The 23,247-nt window shown below is 62.5% G+C and carries 28 protein-coding genes; 14 read left to right on the top strand and 14 right to left on the bottom strand.

The features are described 5' to 3' along the window. Positions 1-39: 39 nt before the first annotated feature. A complete protein-coding gene (locus ETW24_RS06400) occupies positions 40-1,278 on the top strand; it encodes an MFS transporter (RefSeq protein ID WP_129370260.1) in 1,239 nt (412 codons plus the stop codon). 5 nt (positions 1,279-1,283) lie between these two features. Here ETW24_RS06400 and ETW24_RS06395 read toward each other — a convergent pair whose 3' ends face one another. Beyond that, positions 1,284-2,096, bottom strand: coding sequence for an ABC transporter permease (locus ETW24_RS06395; protein WP_129370259.1), 813 nt, complete (start codon positions 2,094-2,096; stop codon positions 1,284-1,286). 160 nt (positions 2,097-2,256) lie between these two features. Between ETW24_RS06395 and ETW24_RS06390 the strand changes: the two genes are divergently transcribed. After that, positions 2,257-2,856, top strand: coding sequence for a GcrA family cell cycle regulator (locus ETW24_RS06390; RefSeq protein WP_129370258.1), 600 nt, complete (start codon positions 2,257-2,259; stop codon positions 2,854-2,856). A 140-nt stretch (positions 2,857-2,996) separates the two neighbouring features. Here the strand turns inward: ETW24_RS06390 and ETW24_RS06385 are convergent, their stop codons facing one another. Further along, entirely contained in the window at positions 2,997-3,515 is a 519-nt protein-coding gene (locus ETW24_RS06385; RefSeq protein ID WP_129370257.1) for a YHS domain-containing (seleno)protein, read from the bottom strand. Positions 3,516-3,787: 272 nt separating this feature from the next. Here ETW24_RS06385 and yghU point away from each other — a divergent pair, with 272 nt between their 5' ends. Then, positions 3,788-4,663: a glutathione-dependent disulfide-bond oxidoreductase gene (gene yghU, locus ETW24_RS06380; RefSeq protein ID WP_129370256.1), complete on the top strand. Its 876-nt coding sequence runs from the start codon at positions 3,788-3,790 to the stop codon at positions 4,661-4,663. Between the two features lie 303 nt (positions 4,664-4,966). Here yghU and ETW24_RS06375 read toward each other — a convergent pair whose 3' ends face one another. After that, positions 4,967-5,758, bottom strand: a complete 792-nt coding sequence (locus ETW24_RS06375; RefSeq protein ID WP_129370255.1) for an SseB family protein — start codon at positions 5,756-5,758, stop codon at positions 4,967-4,969. Then, a complete protein-coding gene (locus ETW24_RS06370; protein WP_441328128.1) occupies positions 5,755-6,372 on the bottom strand; it encodes a uracil-DNA glycosylase family protein in 618 nt (205 codons plus the stop codon). The genes ETW24_RS06375 and ETW24_RS06370 overlap by 4 nt, the downstream gene beginning before the upstream one ends. A gap of 242 nt (positions 6,373-6,614) precedes the next feature. Here ETW24_RS06370 and ETW24_RS06365 point away from each other — a divergent pair, with 242 nt between their 5' ends. From ETW24_RS06365 to ETW24_RS06350, 4 genes are read left to right on the top strand one after another with little or no spacing between them, the layout of a single operon-like run. Beyond that, the gene (locus tag ETW24_RS06365; protein ID WP_129370254.1) at positions 6,615-7,274 is read left to right on the top strand and encodes an ABC transporter ATP-binding protein; all 660 of its coding nucleotides are present in this window, start codon (positions 6,615-6,617) and stop codon (positions 7,272-7,274) included. Further along, complete coding sequence (locus ETW24_RS06360; protein ID WP_129370253.1) at positions 7,252-8,970, top strand: capsule biosynthesis protein; 1,719 nt, start codon at positions 7,252-7,254, stop codon at positions 8,968-8,970. The genes ETW24_RS06365 and ETW24_RS06360 overlap by 23 nt, the downstream gene beginning before the upstream one ends. A 15-nt stretch (positions 8,971-8,985) precedes the next feature. Further along, positions 8,986-9,819 (top strand): 3-deoxy-8-phosphooctulonate synthase, encoded by an 834-nt coding sequence (kdsA, locus tag ETW24_RS06355; protein ID WP_129370252.1) that lies wholly within the window; start codon positions 8,986-8,988, stop codon positions 9,817-9,819. Between the two features lie 21 nt (positions 9,820-9,840). Next, positions 9,841-11,337: a phosphomannomutase/phosphoglucomutase gene (locus ETW24_RS06350; protein WP_129370251.1), complete on the top strand. Its 1,497-nt coding sequence runs from the start codon at positions 9,841-9,843 to the stop codon at positions 11,335-11,337. Here ETW24_RS06350 and ETW24_RS24745 read toward each other — a convergent pair. Further along, complete coding sequence (locus ETW24_RS24745) at positions 11,319-11,678, bottom strand: hypothetical protein (protein ID WP_254695714.1); 360 nt, start codon at positions 11,676-11,678, stop codon at positions 11,319-11,321. The genes ETW24_RS06350 and ETW24_RS24745 overlap by 19 nt on opposite strands. On the opposite strand from ETW24_RS24745, the gene ETW24_RS06345 reads away from it, so the two are divergent. Continuing rightward, a complete protein-coding gene (locus ETW24_RS06345) occupies positions 11,562-12,254 on the top strand; it encodes an IS110 family transposase (RefSeq protein ID WP_368075957.1) in 693 nt (230 codons plus the stop codon). The genes ETW24_RS24745 and ETW24_RS06345 overlap by 117 nt on opposite strands. A 353-nt stretch (positions 12,255-12,607) precedes the next feature. Here the strand turns inward: ETW24_RS06345 and ETW24_RS06340 are convergent, their stop codons facing one another. After that, complete coding sequence (locus tag ETW24_RS06340) at positions 12,608-14,518, bottom strand: AsmA family protein (protein ID WP_129370250.1); 1,911 nt, start codon at positions 14,516-14,518, stop codon at positions 12,608-12,610. A 636-nt stretch (positions 14,519-15,154) separates the two neighbouring features. Here ETW24_RS06340 and rimO point away from each other — a divergent pair. The 3 genes from rimO to ETW24_RS06325 all read left to right on the top strand — a co-directional run bounded on the left by rimO (position 15,155) and on the right by ETW24_RS06325 (position 17,790). Further along, a complete protein-coding gene (gene rimO, locus ETW24_RS06335) occupies positions 15,155-16,606 on the top strand; it encodes a 30S ribosomal protein S12 methylthiotransferase RimO (protein ID WP_129370249.1) in 1,452 nt (483 codons plus the stop codon). A 252-nt stretch (positions 16,607-16,858) separates the two neighbouring features. Then, positions 16,859-17,410: a hypothetical protein gene (locus ETW24_RS06330; RefSeq protein ID WP_129370248.1), complete on the top strand. Its 552-nt coding sequence runs from the start codon at positions 16,859-16,861 to the stop codon at positions 17,408-17,410. A 137-nt stretch (positions 17,411-17,547) separates the two neighbouring features. Then, positions 17,548-17,790, top strand: coding sequence for a CDGSH iron-sulfur domain-containing protein (locus ETW24_RS06325; RefSeq protein WP_129370247.1), 243 nt, complete (start codon positions 17,548-17,550; stop codon positions 17,788-17,790). Between the two features lie 92 nt (positions 17,791-17,882). Here the strand turns inward: ETW24_RS06325 and ETW24_RS06320 are convergent, their stop codons facing one another. The 5 genes from ETW24_RS06320 to ETW24_RS06300 form a co-directional block, all read right to left on the bottom strand. Beyond that, a complete protein-coding gene (locus ETW24_RS06320) occupies positions 17,883-18,158 on the bottom strand; it encodes a DUF6455 family protein (RefSeq protein WP_129370246.1) in 276 nt (91 codons plus the stop codon). Continuing rightward, positions 18,155-18,415, bottom strand: coding sequence for a DUF6455 family protein (locus ETW24_RS06315; protein ID WP_129370245.1), 261 nt, complete (start codon positions 18,413-18,415; stop codon positions 18,155-18,157). The genes ETW24_RS06320 and ETW24_RS06315 overlap by 4 nt, the downstream gene beginning before the upstream one ends. 40 nt (positions 18,416-18,455) lie before the next feature. Continuing rightward, complete coding sequence (locus ETW24_RS06310) at positions 18,456-18,719, bottom strand: DUF6455 family protein (protein WP_027258172.1); 264 nt, start codon at positions 18,717-18,719, stop codon at positions 18,456-18,458. 88 nt (positions 18,720-18,807) lie between these two features. Continuing rightward, a complete protein-coding gene (locus ETW24_RS06305) occupies positions 18,808-19,200 on the bottom strand; it encodes a YigZ family protein (RefSeq protein ID WP_205877371.1) in 393 nt (130 codons plus the stop codon). A gap of 2 nt (positions 19,201-19,202) precedes the next feature. Beyond that, the gene (locus ETW24_RS06300) at positions 19,203-19,916 is read right to left on the bottom strand and encodes a M48 family metalloprotease (RefSeq protein ID WP_129370244.1); all 714 of its coding nucleotides are present in this window, start codon (positions 19,914-19,916) and stop codon (positions 19,203-19,205) included. A gap of 149 nt (positions 19,917-20,065) precedes the next feature. On the opposite strand from ETW24_RS06300, the gene ETW24_RS06295 reads away from it, so the two are divergent. After that, the gene (locus ETW24_RS06295) at positions 20,066-20,305 is read left to right on the top strand and encodes a hypothetical protein (protein WP_129370243.1); all 240 of its coding nucleotides are present in this window, start codon (positions 20,066-20,068) and stop codon (positions 20,303-20,305) included. 3 nt (positions 20,306-20,308) lie between these two features. On the opposite strand, the gene ETW24_RS06290 is transcribed toward ETW24_RS06295, so the two are convergent. Beyond that, positions 20,309-20,590: a DUF167 domain-containing protein gene (locus ETW24_RS06290; RefSeq protein ID WP_129370242.1), complete on the bottom strand. Its 282-nt coding sequence runs from the start codon at positions 20,588-20,590 to the stop codon at positions 20,309-20,311. Between the two features lie 198 nt (positions 20,591-20,788). Between ETW24_RS06290 and ETW24_RS06285 the strand changes: the two genes are divergently transcribed. Both ETW24_RS06285 and ETW24_RS06280 read left to right on the top strand, forming a co-directional pair. After that, positions 20,789-21,367 (top strand): nitroreductase family protein, encoded by a 579-nt coding sequence (locus ETW24_RS06285; protein WP_129370241.1) that lies wholly within the window; start codon positions 20,789-20,791, stop codon positions 21,365-21,367. Beyond that, positions 21,364-22,053 carry an EI24 domain-containing protein gene (locus tag ETW24_RS06280; RefSeq protein ID WP_129370240.1) on the top strand — a complete coding sequence of 230 codons (690 nt, stop codon included), beginning with the start codon at positions 21,364-21,366 and terminating at the stop codon, positions 22,051-22,053. The genes ETW24_RS06285 and ETW24_RS06280 overlap by 4 nt, the downstream gene beginning before the upstream one ends. A 322-nt stretch (positions 22,054-22,375) precedes the next feature. Here ETW24_RS06280 and ETW24_RS06275 read toward each other — a convergent pair whose 3' ends face one another. Both ETW24_RS06275 and mce read right to left on the bottom strand, forming a co-directional pair. Then, positions 22,376-22,651 carry a DUF1467 family protein gene (locus ETW24_RS06275; RefSeq protein ID WP_129370239.1) on the bottom strand — a complete coding sequence of 92 codons (276 nt, stop codon included), beginning with the start codon at positions 22,649-22,651 and terminating at the stop codon, positions 22,376-22,378. Positions 22,652-22,707: 56 nt separating this feature from the next. Further along, on the bottom strand, positions 22,708-23,112 hold the full coding sequence (gene mce, locus ETW24_RS06270; RefSeq protein WP_129370238.1) for a methylmalonyl-CoA epimerase: 405 nt from the start codon (positions 23,110-23,112) through the stop codon (positions 22,708-22,710). Positions 23,113-23,247 lie beyond the last annotated feature (135 nt).

Below are 23,247 nucleotides of genomic sequence, written 5' to 3'. Positions count from 1 at the left end.
CCGCGCCACGCTGTCCTTTGACAGAACAGGAGGACGCAGATGCACGAGAGGCGGATTCCCGAATGGCTGCGCCATGCGCCAGTGCCTTCGGTGCGGGACTTTGGCATCCTGGCCGGGCTGGAAGCCGTGGTGCGCGGCATCCTGATCTCGGTCTTTCCCCTGATCATGTACCGGGCATTGGGCGATGCCGGGATGGTTTCTGCCTCATACTTTGCGGTCGGCATCCTGTCGCTGCTGGCCGGGTTGATGATCCCTGTCCTGATCCGGCTGTTGCCGCGCCGCTGGGCCTATTCGCTTGGCGCGCTGATGTTCGTCGCCTCAGCCGGCTTTGCCATCGAGGGCAGCCCGGTTTCGGTGCTTGCCGCCCTTGCACTGAACACAGTGGCGGCGGTGACCACTTTCATCTGCTTCAACGCTTATGTGCTGGACTACATTTCCCGGATGGAACTTGGGCAATGCGAAACCTCGCGGATGTTCTATTCGGCCCTTGGCTGGACCGCAGGCCCGGTGGCCGGCGTGCTGCTGCTTGAGGTCTGGGCGCCCGCCCCGTTTTTGATATCCGGCAGCGCTGCGCTGGTGATGCTGGCGGCCTTCTGGTGGATGCGGATGGGCAACGGCAAGCAGATCGCCCGCGCCCGCGGCCCGGCCTCCAATCCCTTGACCTACCTGCCGCGCTTTCTGGCGCAGCCGCGTCTGGTCGCAGGCTGGCTGTTTGCGGTGATCCGCTCGGCAGGGTGGTGGATCTATGTGGTCTACCTGCCGATCTTTGCTATCGAAAAAGGCCTGGGCGAGGAACTGGGCGGTATCTTGCTGTCCGTTACCAATGCCGCCCTGTTCGGCGCACCGCTGCTGCAGCGCTGGGTGCAACGGCATTCGATCCGGCTTGCGGTGCAGGCCGGCTTTTTGGGGGTGACCGCCTGTTTTGGCGCCGCTTGTGTTGCCCAGGGATGGCCAGCAGTGTCGATCACCTTGCTGGTGGCCGGTTCGGCCGCACTGATTCTCCTGGATATCTGTGCGGGTCTGCCGTTTCTGATGGCGGTGAAGCCGTCCGAGCGCACTGAGATGTCGGCGGTCTATTCCAGCTACCGCGACATTTCCGGCATTCTGACCCCTGGCGTTGCCTGGCTGGTTCTGCTGGCGGCGCCGGTTGCGGGTATTTTTGCCGCAGGTGCGGCAGCCGCCGCGGGGGCGGTGCTGCTAGCCGGAAACCTGCACCCGCGGCTTGGACGCAAAAAACAAGTTCCACCGTCAGGCGAAGATCCGGTACCGGCAGAATAGCAGCGTCAGGGCTTCAACCGGTAGCCGGAGCGCAGCATGGCCCAGGCCAGCAGGCACACCGCAAAGGTGGCGCCGCTGCAGACCGCCAGCCCCAGCAGCGGCGGGCTGTCGGAAGTGCCGATCACTCCGAATCGCACGCCGTCGATCAGGTAGAAGACCGGGTTCAGATGTGAAATCGCTTTTAAAACCGGGGGCAAAGCCTCAACCGAATAGAAGGTGCCCGACAGGAAGGCGAGCGGTGTCACGATGAAATTGGTGATTGCTGCCATCTGATCGAACTTGTCAGCATAGACCCCGGCCACGATACCCAGCCCGCCCAGGAAAGCCGCACCCAGAACGATGAACACCAGCGCTGTCAGCGGATGCGCCGGCACGATCTGCAGCACTGCCATCAGCCCCAGCCCGATGGCCAGCGCCACCAGCGTGCCGCGCGCCACAGCGCCCGCCAGATAACCCAGCAGGATCTCCAGCCCCGACAAAGGCGGCATCAGCGTGTCGACGATATTGCCCTGCACCTTGGCAATAACAATAGACGACGACGTATTGGCAAAAGCGTTCTGCATCACCGTCATCATCATGATGCCCGGCGCCAGGAAGGTCAGGAACGGCACCCCCATCACATCGCCGCGCTGGGGACCGATGGCGATGTTGAAGATCATCAGAAACAGCGCCGCGGTCATCAGCGGCGCCAGCAGCGTCTGGGTCCAGACCGCCAGAAACCGCTTCACCTCGCGCCAGGCCAGCGCCTTGAGGCCCAGCCAGTTCACCCGTCCGAACCGGCGTGCGCCCAATTCAACCTGATACCCCTGATCCGCCATGCTGCCCCCGTTTTTCGCTGCTTTGCCTGCATAACGGCTGCGGCAAGGGGCGCAAGATGCCTTGTAACTCCGCCCGCAGTGATTAGAATAGGGCGATCACACGGAATATGATGGCGGCCGCAGAATCCCTGGGGCCGCTATTAGCTTGGAAAGGCAACAGATGTCCTGGACAGACGAGCGCGTCGAACTGCTTAAGAAAATGTGGGGCGAGGGCCAGTCGGCCAGCCAGATCGCCAAAGAACTGGGCGGCGTCACCCGCAACGCGGTGATCGGCAAGGTGCACCGCCTCGGCCTGTCCAACCGCAACAGCGGCACAACCAAGGCCGCCGAGCCCAAGGAAAAGCCCGCCGCAGCCCCCGCCGCTGCGGCGCCGAAACCTGCGGCCGCAGCCAAACCCAAGCCGCAGCCCAAGACCGAGCCGGCCCGCCCCGCAGCGGTCCAGCCGGCCTCAGCCGAAGCCAAACCGGCGACGCCTGCACGCCGCCAGATCATCCCGGCCGGCCAGCCGTTGCCGCCGCAGCCGTCGGCCAATGAAATCAGCCCCGAAGCCCTGGCCAAGGTCAACGAGATCGAAAAGAAGGCCAAGAAGCTGAGCCTGATGGATCTGACCGAACGCACCTGCAAATGGCCGGTTGGCGATCCCGCGACCGAGGACTTCTGGTTCTGCGGCCTGCCGTCCCAGCAAGGCAAACCCTATTGCGAAGCGCATGTGGGCGTGGCGTTCCAGCCGATGTCCTCGCGCCGTGACCGCCGCCGCTGAAGATCAGGCAGACGCTGCCAGATTGCGAGCAACCCTTGAAACAAGCAAACCCGCGCCTTGCAGCGCGGGTTCTTCATTTCTGCGGTCCGTTTGCCCGGCGGACGGCTCAGAAGCAGGGCACCGGGCAACCCAGCGCTGAATCAGTTCGCCACCGGACCTTCGGAGGTGAACTTGGGGATCACACTGCCCGAGGCCGCGTCCGGCTCAATCCCCGGCCAGTTGCCTTCGGCCAGGTTGATGTTTTCCGGAATGTCCTCTTCCCAGAAACCGACGACAACGTCGGTGATGTTCAGATACAGCTTGTCATCCACAATGCGCCACAGGTTCGGATTGGCGGGCACCTTACCGCCGCGCGACACACCATAGGCGCAGTGGCCGTCATATTGCGGCGCATAATGGGCCGGATTTTCAAGGAACTTGTCGCGGTTCTCCGCCGAGGAAAACGCCCAGTCGGCTCCATTGTATTCTGCAGTGAACGCAGTGCTGCCGCGTACCGGAGCGGTCTGCGGACTGCCGACCGGGTTCATGTCAAGACTGCGATAGGCCACCACGTCATAGCCCGAGACGGCAAATCCGGTGCCATCGACATATTGCTCGCCTGCAAAGGCCGGCAGGGCAAAGGACAGCGCTGCCACGGCAGCAAATGCAAAACGCTTCATGAAATCTTCCCTTTCATCGGTGATCGCTTCAATTCGGGCACCGGCATCTTATCCGGCTTCGTGTCAGACACTATAGGTCCCGGCGCAAATGCGAAGGGGGGTTCACGCGGCTGTGTGCGCAGACGAGACCCCGTGAGCATTTTGTAAAATTTCCGCCTCCGTACCTTCCAGTCATTGGAATTTCCAAATCCCCTCTTATCTCTGCCACAGCCAATTGCCGCAGCGCGTGCGATTGACCGCAAACCGGAAACAATCAAAGCAAGGCCCGACAGATGAGCGACACCCCCTATACCCCGCCGAAAGTCTGGAAGTGGGAGCAAGAAAACGGCGGCGAGTTTGCCTCCACCAACCGCCCTATCGCCGGCGCGACGCATGACAAGGAACTGCCGGCGGGCAAGCACCCGCTGCAGCTTTATTCTTTGGCGACCCCGAACGGGGTAAAGGTCACGGTGATGCTGGAGGAACTTCTGGCCAAGGGCCATGCGGGCGCCGAATATGACGCCTGGATTATCAAGATCGGCGACGGCGACCAGTTCGGTTCCGGCTTTGTGGAGATCAACCCGAACTCTAAGATCCCGGCGCTGCTGGACCGCAGCGGCGATGAACCGGTGCGGGTATTCGAAAGCGGTTCGATCCTGATGCATCTGGCCGAGAAATTCGGGGAATTCCTGCCCAAGGAGGGCACTGCCCGCACCGAAACCCTGAACTGGCTGTTCTGGCAGATGGGCAGCGCCCCGTATCTCGGCGGCGGCTTTGGCCATTTTTACGCCTATGCGCCGGAGAAATGGCAGTACCCGATCGACCGTTTTTCGATGGAGAGCAAACGCCAGCTTGACGTGCTGGACCGGCAGCTGGCGGAGCGGAGCTATATCGCCGGTGAAGATTATACCATCGCCGACATGGCGATCTGGCCCTGGTACGGCCAGCTGGTTCTGGGCCGTCTTTATGATGCGGCGGAATTCCTGGATGCGGAAAGCTACAGCAATGTGGTCCGCTGGGCCAAAGCCATCGACGCCCGCCCGGCAGTGCAGCGCGGCCGCATGGTGAACCGCTCCTTCGGCGAGCTGGACACCCAGCTGCACGAGCGCCACGACGCGAGCGATTTCGACACCCGCACCCAGGACAAGCTGGAACCGGCAGCGGAATAACCGCCAGCCAAACCCTCCCGCGCCCGCGAAAGCCCAGGCGATGCCTGGGCTTCCTTTTTCGGCCTTGGGCCTGGCGCCGCGCTGTCGCGCGGCGCACCACCGATTGCAAGCAGCCTTCTACCCTTTGCCGGGTCAAGGGCTGGCATACCCCCGAACAAACGCTCAATGGAGAAAATTGCTCCGCAAGCGCGTCTCAGCAGAAAGAGCCGCGCTGTGCACAGCACAGCGCCCCCCCCAACTGTGAGGCACATTTACAAAATGTGCCGGAGCAGGCGGGAGCGCCCCCCTCCCGATCCGGCCCGGCTACACCAGCCGCGGCGGCTTGTCCGGATTGCTGCCCGGGATCTCCGGCTGGAGGGCGTCCGGTTCCGGCGGCTGCGGCAGGTCGAACCGCAACCCGACCCGGGCCAGGCTGGCCGCAACTGGATCCTCGGCCTCAAAAAAGGCCACATCCATCGCTCCCGCCTCAATTCCGGAAAAGGTCAGCGCTTCGCCCGCTGCCTTGGCCAGCGACGGTTGTGCAGCCTCCTTGGCGCCGACAAACCCCAGCAGATGCCCCTGGCCGCCGCCGGCATACCGCACCCCCGCCAGATAGGCCGCTGCCGCCAACCCGCCGGCAGTAGCCAGCTTGGCGTCCAGCGACGTCAGCAGCACCTCCGGCATCCCGGTTGGCGGTGTAAACTCCGCAATGCCGGCTTCCACCTCGTCCGGGGTGTGGCCAAGGGTCTGATGCAGCCAGCCGACCGCACTGGCCGGGATCAGAATGGCAGAGGGCGCCACCTCCAGGTTCAGGCCCAGCCCGATCCCCTGCCCGGCGAGCATCTGGGTGATGACGCGGCCGGAAAGCCCCGCATAAGGCACCGCCCGGCCCGCAAACTGCGCCAAGCGCTCTTCGCGGTCGAACACCAGCACAAAGGCGCCTTCAGGCGTCTCAAACAACTCAGGCGAGATCTGCCCGCCGGCGGCTTCTTCTGTCAGCATAAGGAACAGTTCGCTGTCAGCCAGCCGCTCGTAGAACCGCAGCCGGGCGGCATCATCCGCCGAGGCCGCCTCCATCGCCGCATGGGCCAGATCCAGCGGGGTTTCTTCTGTCATCGCATCAGCTCCTTCACCCGGGTCTGCAGCACCGGCAGCAGCTCGGCTTCGAACCAGGGGTTTTTCTTCAGCCATCCGGTATTACGCCAAGACGGGTGCGGCAAGGGGAAGACCTGCGGCGCATGATCCCTCCAGCCCTGAACCAGCGGTGTCAAAGGCCCCTTCACCCCCAGGTGATAGCGCTGCGCATGCGCGCCGACCAGCACCTTGAGGCGGACATCCGGCAGCTGCTCCATCACTTGGGCATGCCAGGTCTTGCAGCACACCGCAGGCGGCGGCAGATCCGCCTTTTTGCCGTTGTAGCCGGGAAAACAGAACCCCATCGGCACCACCGCCACCCGGTCCTTGTCATAGAACTCCGCCTCAGTGAGGCCCAGCCAGGCCCGCAGCCGGTCGCCGGACGGATCGGTAAAGGGGCGGCCGCTTTCATGCACTCGCGCACCCGGCGCCTGGCCGGCAATCAGGATCCGCGCTGAGGGGCGGAACCACACAACCGGGCGCGGCTCATGCGCAGTGGCGGTGGCGGCAAAGCGGTCTGCACAGATCCGGCAGCCCCGAATCTCTGCCTTCAATTGCTGCCAGGCCTTCATTGTCCCGCACTTGGAAACAGTCATCTCTCGCCCCGCCTTGCCATCCAGCCGCCCAAAAACCCGTCCCGCACCCCGGATCGGGGCTGAATTGGTTAAAACTTCATTGAACATTTATGGTACTATTCGACATAATAAGGCCAAATTCGCGGCGTAGGCCATTAACACTCTTTTGATACCAAAGAGCCACGGGCGCGTCAGTGCGCCTTTGTGAACATGAGGCAGACAGAGCCCGCAAGAGGGCCGCACGAGCAGCACCGGAACCAGCAATGCTTGAGTTTGAAAACGTCAGCAAGTCCTTCTGGACAGGGACCCAGCGCAAGGTGATCCTTGACCGCGTGTCGTTCCGCGTCGAGCCGGGCAAATCGCTGGGCGTGCTGGCGCCGAACGGCACCGGCAAGACCACGCTGATCAACATGATGGCCGGCCTGGAAAAACCGGATGAGGGCGAGATCCGCCGCAACTGCAAGATTTCCTTTCCGCTGGGGTTCATGGGCGGGGTGATCAGCCGCCTGTCCGCAATGGAAAACTGCCGCTATATCGCCAAACTGTATGGCCTGGATCCCGACTATGTGGAGGCCTATTGCCGCTGGCTGTGCGGTCTGGGCGAATATTTCGACCAGCCGATCGGCACCTATTCTTCGGGGATGCGGGCACGGTTCAGCTTCTCGCTGATGCTGGCGCTGGACTTCGACATCTACTTGATTGATGAAGGCATGCCCAGCACCACGGATGTGGAGTTCAACCGCAAGGCCGGCGAAATCCTGCAGGAGCGGCTGGAGACAACCACAATCATCATCGTCTCCCACCAAGCCAAGACGCTGGAGAAATTTGCCCGTTCAGCTGCGGTCCTGCTGCAGGGCCAGTTGCACATTTTTGACACTTTGGAAGAAGCGAAACAGCTCTATGACTACGAAACCGAGAGCTAAAAAGTTCCGCATCCGCCGCAGCCCCGCTGCAGCCGGAGCCAGCGGCGCCGGGGATCAGCCTCAGGCGGCCGGCGCAGCTGCAAGCCAGGCGGCCGGGCATTCCCAGCCGCGAACAGCTGCCGCCGCCGCCCGGCCCGCGGCGCCTGCAGCAGCCCAGGCAGCCCCGGCAAATCCGGGCGCAGCACATCCGGCTGAAACGCAGACCCGCGCCGCGCCGATGTCCGGCATGGTCAGCTCGGCCCGCGAGACCCAGCAGGAAACCGATATCAATGCGATCCGCCACGAAGGCCTGACCGGCCGCCAATTGCGCCTGGCCCGCCGGATGGCGCAGAAACACAATCTTGCCCCTACTTCGGATTTTGAAGCCGTGCAGATGCTGCGCGAACGCGGCATCGACCCGTTCAAGCGCGCCAATATGCTGGAACTGGTGGTGCCGCAAAACAAGGCGCAGCCCGCAGGCACCCCGCCTGCGCCCGGATCGGTCCAGCTGCCGCAGACAGTGCCCGCGGGCAAAACCACCCTGCCCTCGACCGAGCTGAGCCCGGCAGAGCGGCGCACCCGTGAAATCCAGGAAATTCAGCGCGACATCGCCCGCCGCCGCCGCCGCAAACTGACCTTGCTGGCAGCCCGGCTGGCCTTTTTCGTGCTGCTGCCGACGCTGGCCGCAGGGTTTTACTTCTATTCGGTGGCGACGCCGATGTATTCCTCCAAATCCGAATTCCTGGTGCTTAAGGCCGACAGCGCGGGCGGCGGTGTCGGCGGCTTGCTGTCGGGCACTCAATTCGCCACCAGCCAGGATTCGATTGCAGTGCAAAGCTACCTGATGTCCAAGGAGGCGATGCTCCGGCTGGACCGCGAGGCCGGCTTCAAGGCGCATTTCACCCAAGCCTGGCTGGACCCGATCCAGCGGCTGGAGAGCGGCCCGACAAACGAGGAAGCTTATGCCACCTACAGCCGCAACGTGAAGATCGGCTATGACCCGACCGAAGGCGTGGTGCGGATGGAAGTCTCTGCCGCCGATCCCGAAGCAGCGGCGGAATTTTCCCGCAAGCTGATTTCCTATGCGCAGGAGAAGGTGAACAACCTGTCGCAGCAAAAGCGCGCCGATCAGATGTCGGAAGCCGCATCCGCCCTGTCAGACGCCGAAGGGCAGCGCCGCGCCGCCCAGGAACAGCTTGTGCTGCTGCAGCAAAAAGGTTCGGTTCTGGACCCCGAAGGGGTGGTGGCCTCTCTGCGCCAGCAGATCAGCACCTTTGAAATCCAGCTGGAGGAAAAACGGCTGGAACTGGCCGCCCTTCAGGACAATGCCCGGCCCAACCGGGCAAAGGTGTCCGGCGCCGAGGCCGACATCCGGCGGCTCGAAGCGGTGATCGCAAGCCTCAACAACCGGATGGTCGACGCCTCGGCAGGCGAAAACTCGCTGGCCAATCTTCGGATCCAGATCCAGATGGCCCAGGCCGATCTTGCGACCCGCGATCTGATGCTGCAATCGGCCTTGCAGCAAGTGGAAACCACCCGTCTGGAGGCCAACCGCCAGGTCCGCTATCTGACCACCGCGGTGGAGCCTGTTCCCAGCCAGGAACCGTCTTATCCGCGCAAGTTCGAGAATACCGTTTTGGCTTTCCTGATCTTTTCCGGTATTTATCTGATGTGCTCGCTAACCGCGTCTATCCTGCGGGAACAGGTCTCATCATAAAGCTATCGGAAGCTCATGAAAAACATCGATATCGCCGGCCTCACTATCGGCAATGATTGTCCGCTGACATTCATCGCCGGCCCCTGCCAGCTGGAAACCGCAGACCATGCCCGGATGATTGCCGGGCAGCTGAAAGAGGCCTGCGACAAGGCCGGCGCCCAGTTTGTGTTCAAAGCCTCCTATGACAAGGCCAACCGGACTTCGCTGTCCGGCAAGCGCGGCCTGGGGCTGGACGAAGGGCTGAAGGTCCTGGACACCATCCGCCGCGAATTCGGCGTGCCGGTGCTGACCGACGTGCACACCGAGGCGCAATGCGCCGTGGCGGCAGAGGCGGTTGATATCCTGCAAATACCCGCCTTTCTGTGCCGCCAGACCGACATGCTGCTGGCGGCCGGCAATACCGGCAAGGCGGTGAACATCAAAAAGGGCCAGTTCCTGGCGCCCTGGGACATGGCCAATGTGGTTGCCAAGGTGGAAAGCACCGGCAACACCAATATCCTGCTGACCGAACGCGGCACCTCCTTTGGCTACAACACCCTGGTCGCCGACATGCGGTCGCTGCCGCAGATGGCGCAGGGCGGCTACCCGGTGGTGATGGACGCCACCCATTCGGTACAGCAGCCCGGCGGCAAGGGCGGCTCCACCGGCGGCCAGCGCGAATTTGCACCGCTGATGGCACGTGCGGCTGTCTCTCTCGGTATTTCAGCGGTGTTCATCGAAACCCATGAGGACCCGGACACCGCGCCGTCCGACGGGCCGAACATGATCTACCTGGATCAGATGCCGCAGCTTATCGGCAGCCTGATGCGCTTTGATGCGCTGGCCAAGGCCGATCCCATCCGTATTTGAACCAGCAAAGAGATTTCAGAGATGACAAAACCCCAGTCCGAGGTGACCCCGAACACCTGGAGCTTTCTGCGCGATGCGATGATCATGCCCACGGGTTTCCGCGAATACGACGCACGCTGGAAGTATCCCGAGGAGATCAACCTGCCCGGCATGACCGCCCTGGGCCTGGGGCTGGGCACCCAGATGCGCAAGCGCGGGATCGAGCCGGTGATTGCGGTCGGCAACGATTACCGGGATTATTCGCTGGCGATCAAAAACGCCCTGATGCTTGGCCTGATGCAGGCGGGTATCCAAGTGAAGGACATTGGACCCGCCGTGTCGCCAATGGCCTATTTCGCGCAGTTCCATTTGGATGTGCCTGCCGTCGCCATGGTCACCGCTTCGCACAACCCGAACGGCTGGACCGGCGTCAAGATGGGCTTTGACCGCCCGCTGACCCACGGCCCCGATGAGATGGGCGAGCTGCGTGACATCGTGCTGAACGGTGAAGGCCAGCCCGCACCCGGCGGGTCATATGAGTTCGTGGACGGCGTGAAAGAGGCCTACCTTGACGATCTGGCGGGGGATTTCAAAATGTCCCGCCCGCTGAAGATTGTCTGCGCCACCGGCAATGGTACCGCCTCGGCCTTTGCGCCCGAGCTGTTCAAGCGCATCGGCGTCGAGGTGGTCGAGAGCCACAACGAGCTGGACTACACCTTCCCGCACTACAACCCGAACCCCGAAGCCATGGAGATGCTGCACGACATGTCAGCATCGGTGAAGGCCTCCGGCGCCGATCTGGCGCTTGGCTTTGACGGCGACGGCGACCGCTGCGGCGTGGTGGATGACGAGGGCGAGGAGATCTTTGCCGACAAGGTGGGCGTGATCATGGCTCGCGACCTTTCCAAGATCTATCCGAACTCCACCTTTGTGGCGGATGTGAAATCCACCGGATTGTTTGCCTCTGACCCCGAGCTGCAAAAGAACGGTGTGACGGCGGATTACTGGAAAACCGGCCACAGCCACATGAAGCGGCGGGTCAAGGAAATCGGCGCGCTGGCGGGCTTTGAGAAATCCGGCCACTACTTCCTGGCTGAACCCATCGGCCGCGGCTATGACTGCGGTATGCGGGTGGCGGTTGAAGTCTGCAAGATGCTGGATCGCAATCCGGATCAGTCGATGTCGGACCTGCGCAAGGCCCTGCCCAAGACCTGGTCCACCCCGACCATGTCGCCCTATTGCGCCGACACTGAAAAATACGGCGTTCTGGAGCGGCTGGTGCAAAAACTGGTGGCCAAGCATGAGGCGGGCGAAACCCTTGCCGGCCGGGCGATCAAAGAAGTTGTCACCGTGAACGGTGCGCGGGTGATCCTGGACAATGGCTCCTGGGGGCTGGTGCGCGCGTCGTCCAACACGCCGAACCTGGTGGTGGTCTGCGAAAGCTCCGAAAGCGAAGACGAGATGCGGGCGATTTTCGCGGATATCGACGCGGTGATCCGCACCGAGCCGTTGGTCGGCGATTACGACCAGACAATCTGATCCCAGCCCAAGAGGTATTTCGCCTGCTGAGGCAGGCGATCCGCGCCCGCCTTCGGCGGGCGCTTTTTCTTTCTGCTGAGAAACAATGTAAAGTGCGTCAAGACCGACGTGGCTGATGCCGAGGAGATTTGCGAAGCGGTCCGCCGGCCAAGTTTTAGCTGGTCCGCGCAGCGGATTGAACGATCCAGGGGATCATTCAAAGGCGCAGAAGGCGCTTCGTTGAACTGAAATCCGAAGATCAGCAGGCAATCCTGACGCTGCACCGCACCCGGGACCTCGCGGTCCGGCAGCGCACGCAGCTGGCGAATATGATCCGCAGCCTTCTGCGCGAATTCGGCCATGTGCTGCGGAGCGGGATCGAGGCTGTGACCGCCTTTGCCAAACGCCGCCTTGAAGAGGAGCGGCCCAGCATGCCCGATCTGGCAAGCGGCATTCTCGGCACGGTCTGCTACCAGTTTCTTGGAGTTCACGAGCGCGTTGAAAGCTATTCAAAGATGATCGAAAAGCATGCGTTGCTGGACGCCGGTGCCCGACGTCTGAAGCGCATGCCGGGCATCGGCCCGGTCACTGCCTCCGCCATCGTGGCGACCATCGGCGATGCCAAGCAATTCCGGACCGGCCGCGATCTCGCAGCCTGGCTGGGCCTGACCCCGCTCAACAAGTCCAGCGGCGGAAAAGAGAAGCCCGGCAAGATCACCAAGAAGGGCAACAGATACATCCGGAAGCTCCTGATCACCGGCATGACGTCCCGCGCGCTGATGGGCAGGAAGCACCCGGAGCGCATCGATATCTGGAGCGCCAGGATCCTTGCCGGGAAACCGTTCCGGCTGCCGACGGTCGCGATGGTTAATAAAAGCGCCCGGATCATCTGGGCGATACTGACGAAACAACAGGAATACCGGCAGCCGGCCGTCTGACCAGACCGGCCTGCTCAGAGATGCAAGACGCGTGATGTGATGATGCGGACCTAAGGCAACCAAAAGCCAGGACACTCCGGCAATGGCAATGGCCCTCCGAGGTCGTTTAGCCGATAGGAATCTTGCTTGCGGAATTCATCAAGGCCAGCAGCCCGTAACACTGGCTGCGCGACCAGGCCGGACACACGACGGTACTGACGGACCGCCGCAATCACTGCAGAAAACGCTTGCAATGCAGGCGCCGCCCGCACACGCCATTGCTGTGGGTACGGCGCCGGCAACCGCGTCAAGGACACGCCGGGCTGCGCCCGGTGGCCTTCGGCCATCCTTCACCCGGCTTTCAGCTGGAGGGGTCAGTCGCCGCCCAGGAGTTTCAGCAACTGGTCCCGCGCTTCCTGTTCGATGCGCTGTTTCAGCACGTCGTTCAGGTCCTGCTCCGGCGCAATCTCTGTGTTCAGCTCTTCGCTCAGCTTCTGACGCACCCGGTCCTTGGCTTCCTGTTCGATCTCGTCGATTTTCGGCTGCAGCGCCTGGCTCAGGTCCGGGCGGATGTCCGGGTTTTCCCAAGGGCCGGTGATCCGCACCGGAATGGTCAGCACCTGATCTCTGCCTGCCCGCACCAGTTGGGGAATAAACAGGTAATCCAGATCCCGCGCGCCCAGCCCGATCCGGCCCTTGCCTTCGGCGCGGAACCCCTTGAGCAGAACCAGAAGATCCTGGTTGCGCAGGTTGCCGCCGTCAATTGTGTAACTGGCTGTCATCTGATCAAACACTGTGCTGCCGCCATTACCGCCCGAGCGCATCAGCTGCTCCAGATCGAAACCGGTAAAGAAGCCTTTGCCCGCTTCCAGCCAGCCCTTGCCGCTGAGCGAGCGCATGATTGCACCTACTGAGTTTCCGGCCCCCAGGAATTCCAGCTCCCCCAGCGCCTCGCCGTTCAGCCGGCTGTAGCCCGCGGTTTCGCCCAGGGCCCGCTCCAGCCTGATGCCGTTGAACGAGAGCTTGCCGCCCACCGACAGGCCATTGCGGTTGTTGGCAACCACCTGCCCCCGCACCTGGCCGCCGAACATGGAGGCCGGCAGGAAGTTTACCACCGCGCGGCTGCGCTCGACCGTCAGGTTCAGCGTGCTGGCTCCCAGGATCACACCGCCGGTGTTCAAGCTGTCAAAGGACAGGTCAACGACCGCATCAGCCAGCCCCAGCGCCGAGGCATCAATCGCGTCCTTGGGCCAGCCTGCCGCGGCAGCCCCGCCGCTGCCAGAGCTGCCCGTCCCGCCAGCCAACGCAGAGAAATCCAGCGCGCCGCCGCGCAGTTGCGCAGTAAACTCCGGCCGCTTGTTGAATTCTGCATCCGCGGCGCCGGTCAGCTTGTTGCTGCCCAGCTCAACCGCCAGATCGCGCATCGACAGCCGCCTGTCGGCGGTATAGGTCACATCAGCGCCGAACACGGTCTTTTGCGCCAAAGCATCCGGCAGGACCAGCCCCAGCGCGACACCCGTTTGCAACGCATTATCAGCGCCAAAGGTCAACCGCCCGCTGGCCTCGCCGTTGATATCGGCATGGCCGTCAAACCGACCCTTGCCGCCCGGTGCCGTCACCGTTGCCCCGATCGAGGACACCTCACCGGCCAGAAACGCTGCAAAGGTGCCGATCTCGGCATCCACCTCCACCGGCTCTCCCGCCGGGCGCAGGGTCGCCTTGGCGTTCACGGTGCCATCGGGTTCAGGCCACAGCAGGCTAAGGTCGATATTGTTCATCTCCACCGGCGCTTCGCCATATGCGGCGTAGCGCAGCGAGGCCCCGGTCAGATCGACCGCTTCGATCCTGAGCGGCAGCGCACCGCTGCTGCTTGCGGCCGTGCCGCCAGAGGCTGGCGCGCCGCTGCCAAAGACCCAGTTGCCGATGCCGTCTTCGTTGGTGGCCAGGTTCAGATGCGGCAGGATCGCCGAGATTTCCGTGACCCGCACATCGCCCTGCAACAGCTCTGCCGCCGCCACGCCGATGGTCAGACGCTCGGCCCGCAGCATCGGCTCGGGACCCGCCCAGTCCGCATTGGACAGCGTCACCGCGTCCGCCTTGACCCCCAGCGTCGGCCAGAAGGTGAAGCGCACCTTGCCGCCGAACGCCAGCTTGCGGCCCGTCTGCGTCTCCAGCTGATCGGCCGCCAGCCGCGCGATTTTCTCGCCCGGCAGCAACAGCACCAGCCCCGCCAGTACAACCACCGTCAGCACCAGCGCGGTCACAACCCGGATTATCAGCTTCATCAGCCCACTCCTCATGTCTTGTCCCCCTGTAGTCCAAGGGTCTTTTTGCCAGCTTACCGTCTGGTGGAGCGGGTGCAATGCAGGAAGCCGCTTCCTGCATCAAAGCTTCGCGCGTTTTGACCGCAGAATAGCCGTAACCTGAGAGCAGGCCGAACAGCGGATAGGGCAGCCGCTGCCAGATGGAGCCGGTCTTTCCGGCAAAATGCATCTCCCGGCGGAATGAAGAAGTGCTCGTCTTCGGGGAGACCTTGTTTGACGAGGATATGGCGGACAGTGGCGCAGGCTTCGCGCGCGGTTAAAGGCCTCTGCTTGGCTTGAGGTGGCCAGTTCTTCGCCTCAGCGGTGACGAGAGCAGCTTTGGCAACCACAGTTCCAGAAGATACCGGATATGCATCAGGACACACAAAACCCCGAAGACCGGCGGCACCTTCAAACGCTGCATTGCCGTTGCTGCAGAGTTTTGCGCCCGCAGGCTAAAGGCCTTGGCGCTCCACCTTCAACACCTAACGAAGTGCAGCGCCTGACCTTGCGGCCGTGCAAAGGAAAAATAGCCGCCCGGTATCCAAGGGGGCACAGGGGGGGGCGCCTGCCCCCGTTTTCCTTGCCTCTTGCCGCATTCCTGATATATGCGCGCGAATGACCAGTACCCCGTCCAGCAACCCGCCCAGCCTCCGCCCCGACCTTGCCCCCCGCCCGCAGTTCGGTGATGCGCCGCGCCCGGACCAGCCGACCCTCGGCATGGTGTCGCTCGGCTGCCCCAAGGCGCTGGTGGACAGCGAGCGCATCCTGACCCGGCTGCGCGCCGAAGGCTATGGCATCTCGCCCGACTACGCCGGCGCCGACGCGGTCATCGTCAACACTTGCGGCTTCCTGGACAGCGCCAAGGCGGAAAGCCTTGAGGCCATCGGCGAAGCGCTTAAGGAAAACGGCAAAGTCATCGTCACCGGCTGCCTGGGCGCCGAGCCGGACTATATCCGCGAGCACCACCCGCGCATTCACGCGGTCACCGGCCCGCATCAGTACGAACAGGTGCTGGACGCGGTGCATTCCGCAGTGCCGCCCTCCCCGAACCCTTACGTGGACCTGCTGCCCGCGGCCGGCGTTAAACTGACCCCGCGACACTTCAGCTATCTGAAGATTTCCGAGGGCTGCAACCACAAGTGCAAGTTTTGCATCATCCCCGACATGCGCGGCAAGCTGGCCTCGCGCCCCGTCCACGCGGTGCTGCGCGAGGCGGAAAAGCTGGTCGGGGCCGGGGTGCGCGAATTGCTGGTGATCAGCCAGGACACCTCCGCCTACGGGCTGGACCGCAAATACTCCACCCATCCGTGGAAGGGCGAAGAGGTGCGCAGCCATATCCTTGACCTCAGCCGCGAGCTGGGCAGGCTGGCCCCGGCGGATGAGCTGTGGGTGCGGCTGCATTATGTCTACCCCTACCCCTTTGTGCGCGACCTGATCCCGCTGATGGCGGACCCGGACAACGCGCTGCTGCCCTATCTGGACATCCCCTTCCAGCACGCCCACCCGGACGTGCTGCGCCGCATGGCCCGCCCGGCGGCGGCGGCCAAGACGCTGGACGAGATCACCGCCTGGCGCGCGGCCTGCCCGGATATCACCCTGCGCTCCACTTTCATCGTCGGCTTCCCCGGCGAGACCGAAGCCGAGTTCCAGCACCTGCTCGACTGGATGGACGAGGCGCAGCTGGACCGGGTCGGGTGCTTCAAATACGAAAACGTCGATGGCGCGCGGTCGAACGATTTGGCCGATCACGTGCCGGAAGAGGTGAAGCAGGAGCGCTGGGAACGCTTCATGGAGAAGGCGCAGGCGATCTCCGAGGCGAAACTTGAGGCGAAAGTCGGCCAGACGATGCAGGTCATTGTCGATGACATCGACGAAGACGGCATCGCCACCTGCCGCACCAAATCGGATGCGCCGGAGATCGACGGCAACCTGTTCATTGATGAGGGAACGGACGGGTTGCAGGCGGGTGATCTGGTGACGGTCGAGGTGGACGAGGCCGGGGAGTATGACTTGTGGGGGAGGGTAAACGTCGGCAAAAATACACCGACTAAGAACAAACATTGCTAACGATCACTAGATTAGGTAAATTTCAATACCGATATGATCAGCAAAGGAGAGACGTCTCCGCCTCAACCTATCATTAACATGGTAAAAAAATGACAGTCTTACACAGAGTAAGAAAAAATCCATCGAAAAGAAGAACCGGGACATTTATCAAAAAAAACACTCCATCGGGCAGCAGGATAATTTCAATTAAAAAAAGATCATACAGCGCTGCAAAGGAAGCTGCCAGAAAATCACTTTTAGAAAGAAAACCAATTGAGCGAGAAGAGCCCGATTTACACCCTACTGGTGGGAAAACCTGACAACTACGACGTCGAGAGACTTGTTGCCTATGCACTGTATAAAAGCCACAAAAGAGAATGGTGTGAACAGTTTGTGGCACAAAAGCATCGAGAGCCGACAGCTGAGGAGAAGCTTGAGTTTGCCAATGCAGCCGGCACTACAGGTCAACTTGAACGTTACCAAAAAGACGCCGCTGATGCTCTGATCGAGTATGCGAACAAAATTGTTGAAGAAGAGCGAGAAAACATTGTCGTTGAGGCGATTACTGACAGAATTGAGATCTCCAGCAAGAAAGTAGAGCAGGAATCTGAAAACATTCACAACACTGTACGCCGTCAAAACTCGATTGGAATCCTCATTTGGACTGGGTTTATTTCTTCTCTTCTCACAACAGCACTGTTGGTATTGCTAACGATCGGCACTTGGCTTTTTGGCGTGGACTTCGTTGACGGTTTGGAAAGCTTGAAAAACGCGACGGGCGGTAAGGAGGCAAGTACCCCCCAATCTCCAGCGGCTTCCAAGTAGAGTTCAAGACAACCAGTAAAGAACTTAGTGATACTGTTTTGCCGCGCTTTGCGCGGGCTTTGGGTTTTCCCTCCCCTCGCCTCATTTCCCTGCTACGCTCTCCCCCAACCGCAACCAGCCAGGAAGAGCGCCCAGCCATGACAGACACTCCGGAAATCGCCCAGAAAGCCCCCTTTCCCGTCGAGGTGACTGAGGGAAAGACCTATTTCTGGTGCGCCTGCGGCAAGTCGCAAAAGCAGCCGTTCTGCGATGGCTCGCACAAGGGCACGGCGTTCGAGCCGGTGAAATACAAAGCAGAGAAGGACGGCAAGCTGTTCTTTTGCGGCTGCAAGCACTCTGGCAAAAAGCCCTTATGCGACGGCAGCCACTCCAAACTCTAGCAGACCATCCCGCACGCCAATCACGCCAGGCCTGCCAAGCCCGCCGGGCAGGTCACGCTGGGCAGGTCACGCTGGGCAGGCCATGCGCCGGCCTAAGGCATCAGCCGTTTAAAGACAGCTGCAGCTGGACAGAATTCCGGAACAGCGGGGGTGCCGCCGCGGCGGGCGGAAATCCACAGCGCGCAGGATTTGCTGCAGCCCGCACCGCGGCAGGAGGTCACCATCCGGGCATAGTCCAAACCGTTGAGCTGCCCGGTTTTCACCGCATGATCCAGATCGACGCCCGCAGCCCCGGCCACGGCGCGCAGCAACCATAGGTGACGGAAGATATTGCCGAGGCTCTGGGCCTCCGCAGCCATGTCCCTCATGCACTGCGGTCCTTCAATTGCATCAGTGCATCTGCATTGCGGCAACCCGGCATCGGCGCCCTGGTGTGGTCATTGGCGGACAGGAAGGCCTCGCATTGCCCTCGTGCTTCGCAGCCGCGGCAGCGGGTGATCATCGCAGCCCAGTCCGCGTGGCTGATATCCCCCGCGGCAAAGGCAGATGTAAGATCCGCCCCCGCAGCCTGGCCCATCCGGGTCATCAGCCGCAGATGATACAGAGGGTCCCCCAATGGCTGCATGTTCGAACTCCCTAAAGAGACCGGAAGAATTCCGGGGCCATCAGGCCTGCTGCTCGTTCAAATAGCCAAGCAGGTCGCGGTTGCGGCAGAAATCAGGCGCCTCGGCACCGGGGCGCGGCCCTTCGGCCAGCCACTTGCGGCAAGCCCCGACACCGCCGCAACGACTGCAGCGCAGCACTGCCTCGGCGATCTCGTCAAAGCGCAAAGTTCCGGCAACGGCCTCTTCCTCAAGATCCAACCCGACGGTGCCGGCCATCCGGTCAAACAGTTCGGCGTGCTTTTTCAGATCGGCATGGGTGGTCATCGCGCGGTCCCCCGGAATCATTCATCTCGGGTACAGCTTAGCGGCAGGGCGCAGGCGCCGATTTGATGCAGGTCAAACGGGACCGGGTTCAGGCGGATTTCCCGCCCAGGTGGCCGAGGTACGCCCGCACCGCATCCTGCACCCGGCGGAACCGGTCGCCGCCCAGTTTCTTGCCGCCATACCAGCGGGTGACGATGATCACGTGATCCTTCAGGCCCTCGCGCTCCATCATCCGCAGGATCACCATGCCCGCGCCGCTCTCGCCGTCATCAGCCTTAAGCCCGCCCGCAGGCAACATCGCAGCCCAGGTGTTGTGGGTCGCCTTGGCATAGGCGCGGTCAGACTTCAGCTCAGCCAGCACAGCGTCGACCTCCGCGCGTGAGGCGACCCGCGCCCCCGCCACTGCATAGCGCGAGCCGCGGTCGGTCAGCACCACACCCAGCATCTCCAGCGCGGGCGCAGCCTGATCCTTGGCTGTCATGCTCAGTTTAGCCCGTGGCGGTCGATGGTTGCCTGCACCACCCGCACCCGGTCCGGGTTGGCAGGATGGGTGCCCAGGAAACGGTCGCCGGGATCCGGCAGCCGGTTGAAGAAGCGCACGCCGATGCTGGGCCGGTAACCGGACTGATGGGTGATAAGGGTGCCCAGTTCATCCGCCTCCAGCTCAAAATCCTTGGAATAGGTGCGCGCGCCGACATAGCCGCCCACATCCTGTGCGGTGGAAACTGTTGCGGCGCTGCCGCCCGCGAGGGCTGTGATCAGCCCTGCACCGACGCTGACCAGCGCCGAGTTCTGCGCCTGCCGCGCCAGATGGCCGCGAATATGGTGGGCGGCCTCATGCGACATTACAAAGGCCAGCTCGTCCTGGTTGGCGATCTGCCCCAGCATCCGCTGCGTGAAGGTGATGATAGGGCGGCCGGAACGGTCGAGGCTTTGATAAGCATTGGGAGCCGCGTTGGGATTCGGATCGATGCGGATCAGAAAATCGCAGTTCAGCCCCTGGGTCCGGCTGCGGCACGCGCGTTCAGCCACCGGCTCCACCCGCCGGGACACCGACGCAAAGGCGGTGCGCGCTTCCCCCGGTGCCATCCCCTGCACCCGCGGTGTCCGAGCAACCGGCGCAGATTGCGGCGCAGGTTCAATCGCTACATCACAGGCGCTGACGGCAAGAGCAATGAGACACAGAAAACGGCGCATGGCACTTCCTTTTGCAGTTCAGGGCCACTTTATCGCGCAAGGGTGGCGGAAGGCAATCGCCCGGCAGCGGAACCTTGCTGCCAGATCCATGTGATAGTCTGTGATTGCAAGGCCTTGCCAGCAGCCGGGCGGCAGTGCAGGCTGGTCTTATGTTTACCATAGAGCATGAATTCGACTCGACGGTTATTACCCTGGTGGATGAGGACGGAACCCCGCTCACCGAGGATGTGACCATCAATTCCTTCACCGAATGCGTGACGGTCGAACAATACGACCCGCGCACCGACAAAGTGCAGACAATCACCCTGTCCCATTTGCAGGTGCGGGATCTGGCCGCAGCGCTGGACCTGCCGGAGGGCGTCTACAGGCTTGTGCCAGGTGATGACTAGGCGTCAGGCCGGGCCGTTGTAGACAAAAACCTTGTTACGCGAGGTTGCACCGCGGCGCAGCACCAGATTGGACGCCGCGGTGCCCATTGCCGCGGCCAGCAGGCTGCGGACGGCATCGTTGGCCTTGCCGTTCTCCGGCGCCGCGGTAACCGAAATCTTAAGCACGCCCTCTGCCTGCACAATCGCATTGCGCGCCGCCTTGGGCGCGGCCCGCACCGCGATTTCCATCCCCGGAACACACAGTTGGCTCAGGTCCGGCAGGTCCTTCTTCTTCGGCTTTCCCATAGCACCACACTTGCCCTGTGCGGGCAGCAAAAACCATAGACTTTACCGCCGCCCCGCAGCTACCAACGGGTCAACGACGCCCAGCCCCGCCGCCTGCTGCCTTTGCAGCACAGGTGCAGCACGCAAGACCCGTTGGCTCTTGAAAAATCGCCAGTGCTTGCCGAAATAGGCGGCAACAGATGTAAAAAGGTTTCACATATGCCTGCACGCAATGACGCCGCCCTTGTATTCCTGCTGTCACGCCGCTCACGCCCGGCCAAAACGCTGGTGGCGCCTGCGCCGTCGCGCGAAGAGCTGCTGCCGATCCTGACCGCCGCCGCCCGCACGCCTGATCATGGCAAGCTGGAACCCTGGCGCTTCATCGTGGTGGAGAAGTCCGCCATGGCCCGGCTGGCCGCCCTGACCGAAGCGGCAGGCGCCCACTTGGGCAAAACTGCGGAGGACATCGCCAAGGGCCGCAGCCAATTCGACCAGGGCCAGCTAGCGGTGGTGGTGGTTGAGGTGCAAAAACACAGCCCCAAGATCCCGGCGCGGGAACAGATCTACTCCGCCGGTGCTGTCTGCCTGGCGCTGCTGAATGCCGCTCTGGCTTCGGGTTGGGGTGCCAACTGGCTCAGCGGCTGGGCCAGCCATGACCGCGGTTTCTGCCAGGCGGCTTTTGATTTGGCGGAAAACGAGCACATCGCCGGCATCATCCACATCGCCACCGAAAGCTCCGCCCCGCCCGAGCGCCCGCGCCCGGACCTGGATGCCATTACAACCTGGGTGACCGCATGATCTTCACCGCCTTTTTCAAGACGCTTGGCCAGACCGGCGACCCGCGCTTCCGCAAGGTGCTGTTTCTGGGGCTTGGCCTCACCATTGCCCTGCTGATTGCTGCCTATGCAGGCTTTTTGATGCTGATCCAATGGCTGGTTGGTCCCGAAGCCACCCTGCCGCTGCTGGGTGACGTCACCTGGGTCGATGACCTTTTATCTATCGGCTCGCTGTTCTTCATGCTGGTGCTGTCGGTGTTCCTGATGGTGCCGGTGGCCTCGGCCATCACCTCGATGTTCCTGGAGGAGGTCGCCCAGGCGGTAGAGGACAAACACTACCCCGCCCTGCCCCCCGCGGCCAAGGTGCCGTTCTGGGATGCGGTCAAGGACACGGTGAACTTCCTCGGCCTGCTGATTGCCGCCAACATCCTGGCGCTGTTTCTTTATGTGCTGTTCCCACCCGCAGCGCTGTTCATCTTCTGGGGCCTCAACGGGTTCCTCTTGGGCCGCGAATACTTTACCCTCGCCGCCGCCCGCCGCATCGGCACGGCGGAGGCCAAGAAACTGCATCGCAAACATGCCACCACGATCTGGGCCGCCGGCACGCTGATGGCGATGCCGCTGTCGGTGCCGCTGGTGAACCTGGTGATCCCGATCCTGGGCGCCGCCACTTTCACCCATATCTACCACGCGCTGTCCCGCAGATAGACAGCCGCCCCCGCGGCAGCCGGGTCAAGGCCGGCGCAGCCGCCGCGCGGCAGCGCGGTTCAGCCTTGATGCGGTTGCCGCGGGTTGAAAATGGAAATGGCGTTTTGAAAGGCAGACCTGCCTTTCAAGCGCTTCTCAGCAAAAACACTTCCTGTTATCATTTCCTATTTTCGCAATGCGTTGCGGCCTGCTCCAGCCCGGCAAGGGCTGGCCGCCGCCGCGCCGCGCATCAGCGCGGCGCCATGCCCAACGGGCTGCGGCGCATTTCAATGCGTCCCAGCCGGGCGGGAGAGCCTGTGCTGCTGCAACAATTGCCCGCGGTTCAGTCCCGCTCAGGCAGCATCCCCATCCAGTCGAAATCACGCACGCTGATCAGTTCGGACAGGATAATCCCGGCAGTAATGCCCCAGATCACCGCAGCCACGCCGGTGGTGATCCAGGCCTTCTGCTTCAGAAAGTGCTTTTCCGGCGCGCCCGCGTGGGTGCCGGGCAGCACATCGCCCTTGTCGCCCTGGGTCTCCAGCCGGATCGGGATGATCACCAGAAAGGTCAGGAACCAGATTACTGCATAAAGCACGATTGCAGATGTAACGCCCATAGCTCCGGCCTTCCGTTTTTGCCCTGCCCCGGATCCGGGGCAGGGTGCTCATAACGTCAAACTTCTTCGAGTTCCACCAGGCAGCCGTTGAAATCCTTGGGATGCAGGAACAGCACCGGCTTGCCGTGGGCGCCGGTCTTCGGCTCGCCTGACCCCAGCACCCGGGCGCCTTCGGCCAGCAGGTGGTCACGCGCCGCCAGGATGTCCTCCACCTCATAGCAGACATGGTGGATGCCGCCGGCCGGGTTCTTCTCCAGGAAGCCGTTGATCGGCGAGTTCTCCCCCAAGGGATACAGCAGCTCGATCTTGGTATTGGGCAATTCGATAAACACCACAGTGACGCCGTGATCCGGCTCGTCCTGCGGCGCGCCCACTTTGGCGCCCAGCGCATTGCGGTACTGGGCGGATGCGGCCTCCAGATCGGGGACGGCAATGGCAACATGGTTCAAGCGGCCAATCATATCGGATGTGCTCCTCTCACAGACATTCCTCCGCCCCGCTTATGGGATGGGTGCTGCGCCGCGGCAAGTGCGCCAATCCGCACGGCAGCCTGCCACAACGGCAGAGCACGCGCTGTTAACGAGTAATTAGCCTCG

This window comes from Leisingera sp. NJS204, assembly GCF_004123675.1.
Lineage (GTDB): Bacteria > Pseudomonadota > Alphaproteobacteria > Rhodobacterales > Rhodobacteraceae > Leisingera.
Note: the sequence above shows the minus strand (reverse complement) of the source record. Positions and strands in the feature narration are given on the sequence as shown.